Genomic DNA, 13,184 nt, shown 5'->3' with positions numbered 1-13,184 from the left:
ACGGGTGCCGCCTACCACCCGTAGAAGCGCGGCCAGGCCTGCGCGACGCCGTCTGCGTTGAGGGCTTGATATTCCGGGTGCTGCGCGCCGGTGGCGCACGCGTGATTCGGCAGGATGCGCAGGCGCGTGCCGATCGGAAACCGCTGCGCGATGTCCGTGTCCGGCGTGCCCGTGCGCGACACGATCCCGTGCTCCTGATTGGCCGCGCTCATCACGTAGTCGCCGAGCACATCGCCGCCTTCGGTACAGACCTGCCCGTAGCCGAAATCGTGCGCCTGGCGCTGCGTGCCGCGGTCGCGGCTCATCGCCATCCAGCCCGCATCGACGATTGCCCAGCCCTTCTCTTCCTGGTGTCCGATCACGGTCGTCAGCACCGACAGCGCGATATCGGACAGTCCGCATACGCCGATGTTGTGCATCACGAGGTCGAACATCACGTAAACGCCGGCGCGCACCTCGGTCACGCCGTCGAGGCGTTGCGCCGACAGCGCGGTGGGCGTCGAGCCGATGCTCACGACCGGGCAGGGCAGCCCGGCGGCTCTCAGGCGCTCCGCGGCCCGCACGGTGCGGCTGCGCTCCTGTTCGGCGATCGCGACCAGTGCTTCGCGCGTGTCGTATTCGTAGCTGGAGCCTGCATGGGCCAGCACGCCGCCGAGCGCCATCCCGCCGTCGACCAGTGCGCGGCCGACGTCGATCAGCAGCCCGGCGTCGGGCGGGATGCCGGAGCGGTGGCCGTCGACGTCGACCTCGATCCACACGTCGAAACACTCGCCGTGTTCGCGCCCGAACCCGGCGATGGCATGGGCGGCCGGCAAGCTGTCGGCGACGATCTTCAGGTCGCAGCCTTGCCGGCGCAACGCAAGCGCGTGGCCAAGCTTGGCGGGCACCATGCCGACCGCATAGACGATGTCGCGGACGCCGCCCGCGAAGAACTGTTCGGCCTCCTTGAGCGTCGACACCGTGATGCCCTGCGCGCCGGCCGCGATCTGCGCGTCGACGACGTGCCGGCATTTGGTGGTCTTGACGTGCGGGCGGAACGTGACGCCGAGCGCGTCGAGATGCGTCTGCATGCGGTCGATGTTGGCGCGCATGCGGCCGACATCGATCAAGGCGGCCGGGGTGTTGAGGGTTTGAATGTCCACGATGCGTTCGATGGGAAGATTGTCGACGTGGACACAGTAGGGCGGTTGGCAAGCGCCGTGTTTAACGCGGGACTAATTTGCCATTAAGCGTCGTTTAATCTGTTGAATCGATCGGGCCACGGCGCGACTCATGCCTTGGCGCGCCACGGCGGCGGATCGAGAAACTGCCGTGCGGCGTCGAGAAAGACCCGTTGCCGTGCGGAACGGCCGGTTCGAGACGGCAACAGTGCCGTCACCGGCGCGGGCGGCAGGCGCCAGTCCGGCAACAACCGGACGAGCTTGCCGCTCGCCAGCAGCGGGGCGACGTCCCACTCGGAGCGTTCGACGATGCCGAGCCCGGCCAATGCCCATTCGGTGATGACGGTGCCGTCGTTCGACGACAGCGCGCCGGTGGCGCGAATGACGGCAGGCCGCCGCGACTCGCCCTTGACGTCGCCATCGGGCGAGAACCGCCAGCGCGGGATGTCCTCGTCGTTCTCGCGCAGGCACAGGCAGTCGTATCGCGCGAGATCGGCCGGATGGTTCAGGTCCTTGATGCGGCGCGCATAAGCCGGGCTCGCACACAGGAAGCGCTCGTTGGGCGCGAGCGGGTAGCCGACCCACGACGACGACTTGAGGCTGCCGACGTGGACGACCACGTCGGCCCCCGGTGCGCTGGTCAACGGGCTGTCCGACAGATACAGCGAGATTTCGAGCTTCGGATGCGCACGCTGCACGTCGCGCACGATCCGCGCGACGTACTTGCGCCCGAAGCCGAGCGGGGCGACGACGCGCAGCGTGCCCTGCACGTCGCCGTGGTCGCCCGCGATGCTGACCGGCAGCGCCTCCACGCGCTCCAGGATGCCGACGGCTTCCTGGTACAGCCGCTGCCCTTCGTCCGTCAGCACAATTCCTTTCGGCTGCCGCACTGCGAGCCGGGCGTCCAGGCGCGCTTCCATCCGCTGCAGGCGAATCGTGACCGCGGGCGGCGTGAGATCGAGCAGGCGTGCGGCAGCGGCCAGCGAGCGCGACGCGCCGATCGCGCGGACGAGTCGCAGGTCGTCGAGATCGAGCATTTCAAGTCTCTTAATGCAGGTGATGTCGGGCATTAAACCGCACTTCATGCGGCGAAGCCATCGACGTGGCGGGAACGCGCTTGTCACATTCGGCCGATACATTGAATTTCCCGATGCCGCCCGGCACTCGGCACGAATTTCCCGATCGATCGACCGTCCGTCATGACCCTCACCCAGCTTCGCAGCTTCATTGCCGTCGTCCAGCATGGCGGCTTCACCGCGGCCGCTCGCGCGCTGTCCACCAGCCAGACGACGATCACGTCGCAGATCCAGACGCTCGAACACGAACACGGCGTCGAGCTGTTCCACCGGCGCGGCCGGCGCGTCGAGCTGTCGGCGGTCGGGCTCGAATTCCTGCCGATCGCGCGCCGCATCTGCAGCGACGAGAGCGACGCGGCCGCGCTGCTGCGCGACAGCGGCGCATTGCAGCGAGGCTCGCTGAAGCTTGGCGCGGTCGGGCCGTTCCACGTGACCGAGATGATCGAGGCGTATCACGCGATTCATCCGCACATGCACCTGTCGGTCGCGCTCGGCAATTCGGAGACCGTGCTGCGCGATCTCGACCAGTACGTGTGCGACGTCGGGGTGGTGGCGCGCGCATTCGAGGACGCGCGCTACTTCACGCAGCGCTATGCGAGCTTTCCGGTGATCGCGTTCGTGCGCGCGACGCATCCGTTCGCGCAGCGCGATGCGATCACGCTGCGCGAACTGGCCGGCGAGCCGCTGCTGATGCGCGAATCGGGCTCGACGACGCGCCGTGCGCTCGAAGATGCGATGGAGGCAGCCGGCCTGACGCCGCGCATCGCGATGGACATCGGCAGCCGCGAGGCGCTGCGCGAGGCCGTCGCGCGCGGGCTCGGCGTCGGCACCGTGTCGCAGGCCGAATACGTGCCCGACGAGCGGCTGCGGCCGCTGCGCATCGACGGCGACCCGGTTGAAACCCATATCCACGTGTGCTGCCTGAGCGAGCGGCGCGACAGCCGGCTGGTCGCGTCCTTCTTCGATGCGGTCGCGCGGTGCCGGCCGCTCGACGCGTGACGGCGGCCCCTCCGGTGCCGGCCCGCGGCGGCGATCGATCGAAAAATTCGATCGATTCATAGTCGACGACCGGGATTTTCGATCATGAACGCGTCATCGCGGATGCCTAACCTGCTGTTCATCCCCATTCCACCCAGGGACGCGCATGAATTCCGCAGCAGATTGGCCCTTCAACTTGATTCGTCATGCAGATTATCCTGCCGTGCGCGTGCATGGCGCGCCGTGTCGCGCGGGAGCGGCGGCATGAGCGACTGGCACTTCCACAATCCTGTCCGGATCCGCTTCGGCGTCGACGCGCTGGCCGATCTGGACGATGCGCTCGCCGGCCGCAGCTACGCGATCGTCACTTATCCCGACGCGGTGTTCGCGCGGCTCGCCGACCGTGTCGAAGTGCAGCTCGGGCCGGCGCGCGCGCGGATCGACTGCGTCGAGGCGAACCCGTCGCTGCCGATGCTGCGGCGCGCGTGCGGGCAGCTCGCCGCGCTGCGCGACAAGCCCGGCGTGCTGGTCGCGCTCGGCGGCGGCTCGGTGATCGATTCGGCGAAAGTGCTCGCCGCCGAGCACGGTGATTTCGACCGCGTGCTGCGCATCCTGTCCGGCGACGCAGGCGACGGCCAGGCGGCGCGGCCCGCGCTGCCGATCGTCGCGATTCCGACCACCGCCGGCACCGGCAGCGAAGTGACGCACTGGGCGACCGTCTGGGATCCGCACAACGCACGCAAGCTGTCGCTGTCGCGGCCCGATCTCTATCCGGAAACGGTGATCGTCGATCCGCGCCTGATGGTCGGCCTGCCGATGCAGCCGACGCTCGCGAGCGGCCTCGACGCGTTGTCGCACGCGCTCGAAAGCATCTGGAACGTCCATGCGAACCCCGTGACGCGCGGCCTGGCCGTGCAGGCGGCGCGCGAACTGATCGACGGCCTCGGCCGCGTGAGCGCACATCCCGACGATCTCGGCGCGCGCAGCGACATGGCGCTCGGCGCGCTGCGTGCGGGGCTGGCGTTTTCGAACACGCATACGGCGCTTGCGCACAACATCTCGTACGCGATCACGCTGACGCGCGGCGTCGCGCACGGGATCGCGTGCTCGTTCTGCCTGCCGGCTGTGATGCAGGCGGCGCTCGGCGTCGACGCCGCATGCGACGCCGCGTTGCGAGAGATCTTCGGCGACACGGCGTCGGCGCCGGCACAGCTCGACGCGCTGCTCGGCGCGCTCGGCGTCGCGAGCCACCCGGCCGCCTACGGGATCGGCGCGCACGAATGGGCGCGGATCGTGGACCACGCATTCGACGGCGCGCGCGGCCGCAACTTCATCGGCACGCGCGCGCGTTTTCCGCATCTCGACTTCAGTCCGGCACAACCCGGACTGGCGCTTCACTGACGAGGAACCTTCCATCATGAAACCGTCTCACCCGATCGAAACGGACGCGCTCGCGCGTCTGGACAACCTGCCGTGGACACGCTTCCACACGCTGATGCTGGTCGCGCTCGGCGTCGGCTGGGCGCTCGATTCGTTCGAAACCAACATCATCGGCAGCGTGTTCGGCGTGCTCAAGTCGCACTGGCACCTGAGCGCCGCGCAGGGCTCGCTCGCGGTCAGCATCTGGGTGTTCGGGATGCTGGTCGGCGCGATCGCGTTCGGCTATCTGGCCGATCGCTACGGCCGCAAGCGCCTGTTTCTCGCGACGCTGCTCTGGTACGCGTTCTTCAGCGTCGCGACCGTGCTGTCGTGGAACTACGAGTCGTTCCTGTTCTTCCGCGCGATGACGGCGCTGGCCGTCGGCGGCGAATATTCGGCGGTGACCGCGACGATGGGCGAGTTCATCCCGAAGCGCCATCGCGGCCGCACCGACGCGCTGATCCTGTCGGGCTTTCCGGTCGGCGCGCTGCTGTCGGCGGCGGTGTCGTATCTGGTGCTGAACCAGCTGCCGGCCGAGTGGGCGTGGCGTGTGGGCTTCGGCCTCGGCACGACGATGGCGCTGGTGTTCTTCTGGATTCGCCGCGTGATTCCGGAATCGCCGCGCTGGCTGATCCAGCAGGGGCGCGTGGCGGAGGCCGATGCGATCGTCGAGCAGATCGTCGCGAGCGCGGCGCGCGATTCGCACGCACCGGCCGATCGCGCGCAACTGACGAAACGCTATGTGCCGACCCGTTTCACGCATCAGGCGCCTGCGTTCTGGCGCAACGTCGGCGAGCTGTTCGGCGCGTATCGCGCGCGCTGCGCGCTGGCCGGAGCGCTGAACTTCTCGCAGGCGGCCGTCGTGTACGGCGTGCTGTCGCTGATGGCGCTCGTGATCCTGCCTTACATGAAGGTGCCGTCGACCGATATGCCGCTCTACTACATGATCGGCAACGCCGCGGCGCTCGCGGGCGGCATCGTCGCGGCGGTGCTCGTCGAGGCGTGGGGGCGGCGCGCGTCGCTGTTCGTCAGCTACACGTTCACCGTCGCGGCGATCGTGTTCATCTACGCGATGCACGCGCTGCCCGGCATGGTGCTCGGCTACTGCCTGATCCAGTTCGGCGTCACGTGGGCGTACATCTCGGGCTATGTCGTGTCGTCCGAGATCCTGCCGACGCGGATTCGCGCGACGGGGCTCGGCGTGTCGGTCGCGATCGGCCGGCTCGGCGCGGTGGTCGCGCCGCTGATGCTGACCAACGTCTATGCGATGTCCGGCTCGCCGTCGGCCGCGCTGGTCGTGCTGCTGGTGCTCGCGTTGCCGGGGCCGCTCGCGGCCGGCCTGTGGTGGCTGAACGGGCGCGAGACGCGGCGGATGTCGCTGGAAGAGTGCAGCACGGAAGTCGGCGAGCAACCGGCGGTGGACGCCGCGCCGCGCGTCGCGTGACATCCGGCTGCACGCCGCCTCGCGCTTACGCGTGCAGCCCGAAGATCAGCGACCGGTGCGCACCCACGCCGGCCGCGACGCCCGACGCCGACGCGAACGTCGCGTTGGTCATCAGGCTCGACGCGTCGCCGGCCGCATACACGCCGGCGACGCTCGTCTGCTTCCACGTATCGACGCGAATCGCGTGGCCGAGCGGCCCGTCGTCGAACGCGCAGCCGAGCTGCTGCGCGAGGTCGCTCGCCATGCCGGTGCGCGCGCCGATGAACAATGCGTCGATCGGCACGACCTGCCCGTCGGCAAGCCGCAGCGCGTCGATCCGCGGCGCAGCGCCGAGGATCCCGACGACGGGCGAGCGCTCGATGCGCACGCCGCGCGCAGCGAGCAACGCGGCTTCCTCCTCGTTCGCGTCGACCACGCCCTGCGTGAACCACGTCGTCGGGCCCCAGTCCGGAATCAGGATCGCCTGATGCACGGAAAGCGGATGCGTGGCGAGCACGCCGAGCCGCTGGCCGCTCACCTCGTATCCATGGCAGTACGGACAATGCAGCACGCTGATGCCCCAGCGTTCGGCGAGCCCCGGCAGCGCGGGCAATTCGTCGCGGATGCCGGTCGCGAGAATCAGCCGGTCGGCGCTCGCGCGGCTGCCGTCGGCGAGCGTCACGTGAAAGCGCCCGTCGGCATCGCGCCCGGCCGTGCGCACCTCGCCTTCGATCCGCCGCACCGTCGGATACGCGGCGAGCTGCGCGGAAGCTTCCGCGACGATCTGCGCGGGCGGCTTGCCGTCCTGCCCGAAAAAGCCGTGCGCGTGTTCGGCGAACCGGTTGCGCGGCCGGCCCGCGTCGATCACGAGCACGCGCCGGCGTGCGCGTGCGAGCTGCATCGCGGCCGACAGTCCTGCAAAGCTGCCGCCGACCACGATCACTTCATGATGGGTATCCATGCATCAACTCCTTTCCGAACCTGCGTGAATGACACACGTGCTCCGCTGGCGGCCAACTCATGAAACACGAGAAGTTGCATGATAGGGCGATGGTATCATTCATGCAACTTTAGAAGTTTCGAGAAAGGGGAATCCCGCCCGTGAGAACCGACAGCCGTTTGTCGCGCATGCTGCATGCGCTGATCCACATGGACCAGGCCGACGGCCCGCTGACGTCGGAGACGATCGCGACGATGCTGGCCACGAATCCGGTCGTCGTGCGGCGCCTGCTCGGCGGCTTGCGCGACTGCGGCTACGTGCAGTCGGAGAAAGGTCACGGCGGCGGCTGGGTGCTGAGCGTCGCGCTCGACGACATCACGCTGCTCGACGTCTATCGCGCAGTGGGCGAGCCGCCGCTGTTTTCCGACCTGGTGCCCGAGGACGAGCCCGAATGCCTGGTCGAACAGGCCGTCAACGCGCATCTGTCGGCGACCCTGAAGGATGCCGAAGCGTCGCTGCTGGCGCGCTTCGGCGAAGTCACGCTCGGTATGCTGTCGCGCGATTTCGAAGCGAAGGCGGTGCTGCGCGGCTACACGCGCTGACGCGGCGCAGCATCGCGATCGATCGCGCCTGACGTGCCATCCGTCACGATCCGGCGTGGCCAAAACCGTCGCGCCGCGATGTTCTGTCCCCCAACTTCTGCCCGGTTCGCCCGCCACAGGGCAAAATACGGGTTTTCCGCACCCGCGAGGGCGCGACCGAATCACGCGCCGGGCGGCGGCAGTGCGCAATCCGCACGCGGCCGCCGGGCGCCCAGGCAAGATCGCTCGCCATGTCGCGAGCCCACAGGAGTCCAGACCCCATGCCCGAATCCAACCTGTCCTTCTTCGGCCGGCTGTCGCTGGCCGTCGGCACGTTTTTCTCCGTGCTCGGCAACCGCGAGTTCGCGGCCGGCGTGCTGCGCGTGCGTGACGGCGCCCCGGCACCGGTCGCGGCGCCCGTTGCACCCGCGCCCGCGCCCGCACCTGCACCCGTGAAGGCGCCGGCGCCCGAGCTGCGCGAAGCGAGCCCGCAGGCCGCGCTGCAACTGCTCGGCCTGCTGCAGCGCGATGCGCGCTTCATCGATTTCGTCGAGGAAGACATCGCCGGCTACGCGGACGCCGAGATCGGCGCCGCCGCACGCCTCGTGCACGACGGCTGCCGCGCCACGCTGCGCGAACATTTCACGATCGTGCCGGTGCGCGACGAAGCCGAAGGCAGCCGCGTGACGCTGCCGGCCGGCTTCGACGCGACGGCCGTGCGCGTGACGGGCAACGTGGTCGGCGCCGCGCCGTTCACGGGCACGGTCAGCCATCGCGGCTGGCGCGTGGCCGACGTGCGCCTGCCCAAGCTGACGGGCAGCCACGACGCTTCGGTGGTCGCACCGGCGGAGGTGGAACTGTGAGCGATCCGCGCTATTCGATCGGTATCGATCTCGGTACGACCCACTGTGCGCTGTCGTATGTCGACAGCAGCGCAAGCGACGGCGAAAAGATCACGCAGCAGGTGCTGCCGATCGCGCAGCTCACGGCGCCCGGCGCGCTGGAATCGCGCGACCTGCTGCCGTCGTTCCTCTACCTGCCGCATGAAAGCGAGCTGACGCAGGGCGACCTGACGCTGCCGTGGACGGCCTCGCGCGCCTTCGCGGTCGGCGAAATGGCGCGCACGCGCGGCGCCGGCACGCCGATCCGCCTCGTATCGAGCGCGAAGAGCTGGCTGTGCCACCCTGGCGTCGACCGCCGCGCGGCGATCCTGCCGAGCGATGCGCCGCCGGAAGTGTCGCGCGTGTCGCCGCTGGAAAGCTCGATCCGCTACCTGACGCACCTGCGCGAAGCGTGGGACCACGCGCATCCCGACGCGCCGTTCGCCGACCAGGACGTGACGGTCACGATCCCCGCGTCGTTCGACCCGGCCGCGCGCGAACTGACGGCCGAGGCGGCCCGCGCCGCCGGCTACTCGCGGATGACGCTGCTCGAGGAGCCGCAGGCCGCGCTGTACAGCTGGATCCAGAAGAGCCAGGGCGGCTGGCGCAAGCAGGTGCAGGTCGGCGACCTGATCCTGTGCGTCGACGTCGGCGGCGGCACGACCGACCTGTCGCTGATCGCGGTGGTCGAGCGCGAAGGCAATCTCGAACTGCATCGCGTGGCGGTCGGCGAGCACATCCTGCTCGGCGGCGACAACATGGACCTCGCGCTCGCGCACGTGGTCGCGCGCAAGCTCGCGCAGCAGGGCACGCAGGCCGATCCGTGGCAACTGCGGGCGCTCACGTACGCGTGCCGCGCCGCGAAGGAAACGCTGCTGTCCGATCCGTCGACCGACGCGGTGCCGCTCGTGGTGCCGAGCCGCGGCTCGAAGCTGATCGGCGGCTCGATCCGCACGGAACTCACGCGCGCCGAACTCACGCAGACGATCCTCGAAGGTTTCTTCCCGCAGGTCGATGCGGCTGCGCGCCCGGTGAGCCGCGCACGGGTCGGCCTGACGCAGCTCGGCCTGCCGTATGCGCAGGACGCGGGCATCACGCGCCATCTCGCGGCGTTCCTCGGCCGTCAGGTCGCGGCGCTCGACTCGCTCGAAGGCGTGCAGCGCACGCTGCCGCAGGGCGCGACGTTCCTGCATCCGACGGCCGTGCTGTTCAACGGCGGCGTGTTCAAGTCGACGCTGCTCACGCAGCGCGTGCTCGACACGCTCAACAGCTGGCTCGCCGCTGAAGGCGCGCCGCCCGCCCGCCTGCTCGAAGGCGCCGATCTCGACCTCGCGGTCGCGCGCGGCGCGGCGTACTACGGCTACGTGAAGCGCGGCCGTGGCGTGCGCATTCGCGGCGGCACGGCGCGTGCGTACTACGTCGCGATCGAATCGGCGATGCCCGCGGTGCCGGGGCTCGAACCGCCGGTGCAGGCGCTGTGCGTCGCGCCGTTCGGGATGGAGGAAGGTTCGGACGCGGCGCTCCCGCCGCAGGAATTCGGCCTCGTCGTCGGCGAACCGGTGCAGTTCCGCTTCTTCGGTTCGTCGGTGCGCCGCCAGGACCAGGTCGGCACGCTGCTCGACTACTGGTCGGCGGAAGAGCTGCAGGAGCTTGAAGAAATCCAGGCGACGCTGCCCGCCGAAGGGCGCACCGTCGGCGAAGTCGTGCCGGTGAAGCTGCATGCGCACGTGACCGAAGCCGGCACGCTCGAACTCGAGGCGATCCCGAGCGGCACGCACGAGCGCTGGAAGGTCGAGTTCGACGTGCGCGGCGCCGCCTGAGCACGATGAAGCGTTATACGGTCGGCATCGACCTCGGCACGAGCAATACGGTCGTCGCGTACGTCGAGGCCGGTTCCGACGCGATCCGCGTGTTCGACGTCGAGCAGCTGGTCGGCCCCGGCGCGGTGGCCGCGCAGCCGCTGCTGCCGTCGGTGCGTTATCACCCGGCGGCCGGCGAACTGCCGCCGGACGCGCTGCGGCTGCCGTGGCAGGCGGCCGGCGCGCGCGACGCGGCCGCCCGTTCGGGCGGCGGCCGTGACGGCCGGTCAATCGGTCGTGACAGCGGCACCGGTGACGCGCCGCCGGCCGTGATCGGCCGCTACGCGCGCACGCTCGGCGCGCAGGTGCCGGGCCGGCTCGTCACGAGCGCGAAGAGCTGGCTGTCGCACGCAGCGGTCGACCGGCTCGCGGCGATCCTGCCGTGGGGCGCGGCCGACGGCGTCGACAAGGTGTCGCCGGTCGACGCGAGCGCGAGCTATCTCGCGCATGTGCGCGACGCGTGGGACGCGCGCTTTCCCGATGCGCCGCTCGCGAAGCAGGACGTGATCCTGACGGTGCCCGCGTCGTTCGACGACGGCGCGCGCGCATTGACGGTCGAGGCCGCGCGGCGCGCGAAGCTGCCCGCGCTGCGGCTGCTGGAAGAGCCGCAGGCCGCGTTCTACGACTGGCTGTACGGCCAGCGCGACAAGCTGCGCGATACGTTTGCCACGGCGCGGCGCGTGCTGATCTGCGACGTCGGCGGCGGCACGACCGACCTCACGCTCGTCGATGTCGCGCCGGGCGACGACGGCGAGCCGGCCTTCACGCGCGTCGGCGTCGGCAATCACCTGATGCTCGGCGGCGACAACATGGACCTCGCGCTCGCGCGCCTGGTCGAGACGCGGCTGACCGAGCCCGGCACGCGGCTGTCGGCCGCGAGCCTGTCGCAGCTCGTCGAGCGCTGCCGTGCGGCGAAGGAGCGGCTGCTCGGCGACGATGCGCCGGCGTCCGTCACCGTCACGCTGCTCGGCGCGGGCAGCAAGCTCGTTGGCGGCGCGCGCTCGGCCGAGCTGACGCGCGAGGAAGTCGAACAGATCGTCGTCGACGGTTTCTTTCCGCAGGTCGAAGCGGGCGAGCTGCCGCGCCGTGCGCGTGCGGCGATCGTCGAATTCGGCTTGCCGTATGCGAGCGACGCGGCCGTTACGCGCCACGTCGCCGCGTTCCTGAATCGTCATGCGGAAGGCCCGCTGCCCGACACGCTGCTGCTCAACGGCGGCGTGTTCCGTGCGGGCGCGCTCGCCGGCCGTCTCGCGCAGACGCTCGGCGCGTGGCGCGGCGCACCGCTCGACGTGCTGCACAACGCGCATCCGGACGTGGCCGTCGCGCGCGGCGCGGTGGCGTACGGGCTGGCGCGCGCCGGGCATGCACCGCGTATTGGCGGCGGGTCGGCGCGCAGCTATTTCCTCGTGCTCGACGACGGCGCGGCCGACGCCGCCGCGCGCGGCGTCTGCCTGCTGCCGCGTGGTTCGGAAGAGGGCCGCGAGATCCGGCTCGACGATCGCACGTTCGCGCTGCAGCTCGGACAGCCCGTGCGTTTCCACCTCGTGTCGACGGTGGCCGAGACCCAGTATCAACCCGGCGATCTCGTCGATCTCGACGGCGGCGATTTCGTGCGGCTGCCGCCGATCGCGACGGTCGTCGATGCGAAGGCGGGCAGCGACACGCGCGAAACGCCGGTGAAGCTCACCGCGTCGTTGACCGAAGTCGGCACGCTCGAAATGCACTGCATCGCGACCGACGACGCGGCGCGCCGCTGGCGGCTCGAATTCCAGTTGCGCGGCGATGCGCCCGTTCACGGCGACGATGCGGGGCCTGCGCGGCATCCGCGGCTCGACCAGGCGATCGAGCTGATCGAGCGCTCGTTCGGCAGCAAGGCCGCCGATGTCACGCCGAAAGACACGCGCCGGTTGCGCGCGCAACTTGAACAGGTGCTCGGCGCGCGTGAGGAGTGGGACGTCGCGCTCGCGCGCGAACTGTTCGATGCGCTGCTCGCACGTGCACGGCGTCGCCGCCGTTCGGCCGATCACGAACGCGCGTGGCTGAACCTCGCCGGTTATTGCCTGCGTCCGGGCTTCGGTCATCCGCTCGACGCATGGCGCATCGAGCAGCTGTGGCCGTTGTTCGACGATGGCATTCAATATGTGACCGACGGACAGGTGTGGTCCGAGTGGTGGACGCTGTGGCGGCGCGTGGCCGGCGGCCTCGACGACGATGCGCAGACGCAGGTGCGCGACGCGATCGCGTTCCTCGAACCGTCCGACGACAAGCGGCGCAAGCTGCCGTTCGATCCGGGCAAGGTCGGTCCGGCCGACATGACGCGGCTGTCCGCGTCGCTCGAACGGCTGCCCGTCGAGCGCAAGGTCGAACTGGCCGAGCGCCTGATCGTGCAATTGCAGAAGCCGGCCGAGCGCGCGCTGTGCGCATGGGCACTCGGGCGTATCGGGGCGCGCCGGCCGTTCTATGGCAGCGCGCACAGTGTCGTGCCGGCGGAAATCGCCAATGGCTGGCTCGATGCGTTGTTCGCGCTCGACTGGAAGCAGGTCGAACCGGCTGCGTTCGCGGTCGCGCAGATTGCGCGGATGACGGGCGACCGTTCACGCGATTTGCCGGACGATACGCGCGAAGCCGTAATCAAGCGCCTGTCGGCCGCGAATGCATCGTCGGCCTGGATCGACATGGTGCGCGAAGCGATCGCGTTCGACGAAGCCGACACGGTGCGCGTGTTCGGCGAGACGTTGCCGGCCGGGTTGAAGCTGCTGGCGGGGTGAGCGGTACGGGGTGTGACGGTATCGTCCGGATACCTGAGCATGCCGCGATGCTGTCGATGCTCACGGGTTCGACGACTTAAAAAAACGGCTGCCGTTGCA

The 13,184-nt window shown here is 69.8% G+C and carries 10 protein-coding genes; 7 read left to right on the top strand and 3 right to left on the bottom strand.

Translation table 11 applies throughout. The annotated features are described in order from the left end of the window. Positions 1–11 precede the first annotated feature (11 nt). Together HWX87_RS06380 and HWX87_RS06375 are read right to left on the bottom strand one after the other, a co-directional pair. Positions 12–1,142 carry a DSD1 family PLP-dependent enzyme gene (locus HWX87_RS06380; protein WP_176046306.1) on the bottom strand — a complete coding sequence of 377 codons (1,131 nt, stop codon included), beginning with the start codon at positions 1,140–1,142 and terminating at the stop codon, positions 12–14. A gap of 128 nt (positions 1,143–1,270) precedes the next feature. After that, positions 1,271–2,230: a LysR substrate-binding domain-containing protein gene (locus HWX87_RS06375; protein ID WP_176046305.1), complete on the bottom strand. Its 960-nt coding sequence runs from the start codon at positions 2,228–2,230 to the stop codon at positions 1,271–1,273. A gap of 129 nt (positions 2,231–2,359) precedes the next feature. Between HWX87_RS06375 and HWX87_RS06370 the strand changes: the two genes are divergently transcribed. From HWX87_RS06370 to HWX87_RS06360, 3 genes are all read left to right on the top strand, one after another. Then, positions 2,360–3,235: a LysR substrate-binding domain-containing protein gene (locus tag HWX87_RS06370; RefSeq protein ID WP_176046304.1), complete on the top strand. Its 876-nt coding sequence runs from the start codon at positions 2,360–2,362 to the stop codon at positions 3,233–3,235. Positions 3,236–3,478: 243 nt separating this feature from the next. Then, on the top strand, positions 3,479–4,615 hold the full coding sequence (psrA, locus tag HWX87_RS06365) for an iron-containing alcohol dehydrogenase PsrA (RefSeq protein WP_176046303.1): 1,137 nt from the start codon (positions 3,479–3,481) through the stop codon (positions 4,613–4,615). A 16-nt stretch (positions 4,616–4,631) separates the two neighbouring features. After that, complete coding sequence (locus HWX87_RS06360; protein ID WP_176046302.1) at positions 4,632–6,077, top strand: MFS transporter; 1,446 nt, start codon at positions 4,632–4,634, stop codon at positions 6,075–6,077. Positions 6,078–6,102: 25 nt separating this feature from the next. Here the strand turns inward: HWX87_RS06360 and HWX87_RS06355 are convergent, their stop codons facing one another. Further along, the gene (locus HWX87_RS06355; RefSeq protein ID WP_176046301.1) at positions 6,103–7,017 is read right to left on the bottom strand and encodes an NAD(P)/FAD-dependent oxidoreductase; all 915 of its coding nucleotides are present in this window, start codon (positions 7,015–7,017) and stop codon (positions 6,103–6,105) included. A gap of 140 nt (positions 7,018–7,157) precedes the next feature. Here HWX87_RS06355 and HWX87_RS06350 point away from each other — a divergent pair, with 140 nt between their 5' ends. The 4 genes from HWX87_RS06350 (at position 7,158) to HWX87_RS06335 (ending at position 13,085) form a co-directional block, all read left to right on the top strand. Continuing rightward, positions 7,158–7,598, top strand: a complete 441-nt coding sequence (locus tag HWX87_RS06350; RefSeq protein ID WP_176046300.1) for an Rrf2 family transcriptional regulator — start codon at positions 7,158–7,160, stop codon at positions 7,596–7,598. A 260-nt stretch (positions 7,599–7,858) separates the two neighbouring features. Beyond that, on the top strand, positions 7,859–8,440 hold the full coding sequence (locus tag HWX87_RS06345) for a DUF2760 domain-containing protein (protein WP_176046299.1): 582 nt from the start codon (positions 7,859–7,861) through the stop codon (positions 8,438–8,440). After that, on the top strand, positions 8,437–10,278 hold the full coding sequence (locus HWX87_RS06340) for an Hsp70 family protein (protein WP_176046298.1): 1,842 nt from the start codon (positions 8,437–8,439) through the stop codon (positions 10,276–10,278). The genes HWX87_RS06345 and HWX87_RS06340 overlap by 4 nt, the downstream gene beginning before the upstream one ends. A 5-nt stretch (positions 10,279–10,283) precedes the next feature. Then, positions 10,284–13,085, top strand: coding sequence for an Hsp70 family protein (locus HWX87_RS06335; RefSeq protein WP_176046297.1), 2,802 nt, complete (start codon positions 10,284–10,286; stop codon positions 13,083–13,085). The last annotated feature ends 99 nt before the right edge of the window (positions 13,086–13,184 follow it).

Source organism: Burkholderia sp. BCC1644 (assembly GCF_902833225.1).
GTDB lineage: Bacteria > Pseudomonadota > Gammaproteobacteria > Burkholderiales > Burkholderiaceae > Burkholderia.
Note: the sequence above shows the minus strand (reverse complement) of the source record. Positions and strands in the feature narration are given on the sequence as shown.

Coding starts and splice junctions, on each gene's coding strand:
- HWX87_RS06375 (WP_176046305.1), bottom strand. CDS start 2,230: ATGCCCGACATCACCTGCATTAAGAGACTTGAAATGCTCGATCTCGAC.
- HWX87_RS06370 (WP_176046304.1), top strand. CDS start 2,360: ATGACCCTCACCCAGCTTCGCAGCTTCATTGCCGTCGTCCAGCATGGC.
- psrA (WP_176046303.1), top strand. CDS start 3,479: ATGAGCGACTGGCACTTCCACAATCCTGTCCGGATCCGCTTCGGCGTC.
- HWX87_RS06360 (WP_176046302.1), top strand. CDS start 4,632: ATGAAACCGTCTCACCCGATCGAAACGGACGCGCTCGCGCGTCTGGAC.
- HWX87_RS06355 (WP_176046301.1), bottom strand. CDS start 7,017: ATGGATACCCATCATGAAGTGATCGTGGTCGGCGGCAGCTTTGCAGGA.
- HWX87_RS06345 (WP_176046299.1), top strand. CDS start 7,859: ATGCCCGAATCCAACCTGTCCTTCTTCGGCCGGCTGTCGCTGGCCGTC.
- HWX87_RS06335 (WP_176046297.1), top strand. CDS start 10,284: ATGAAGCGTTATACGGTCGGCATCGACCTCGGCACGAGCAATACGGTC.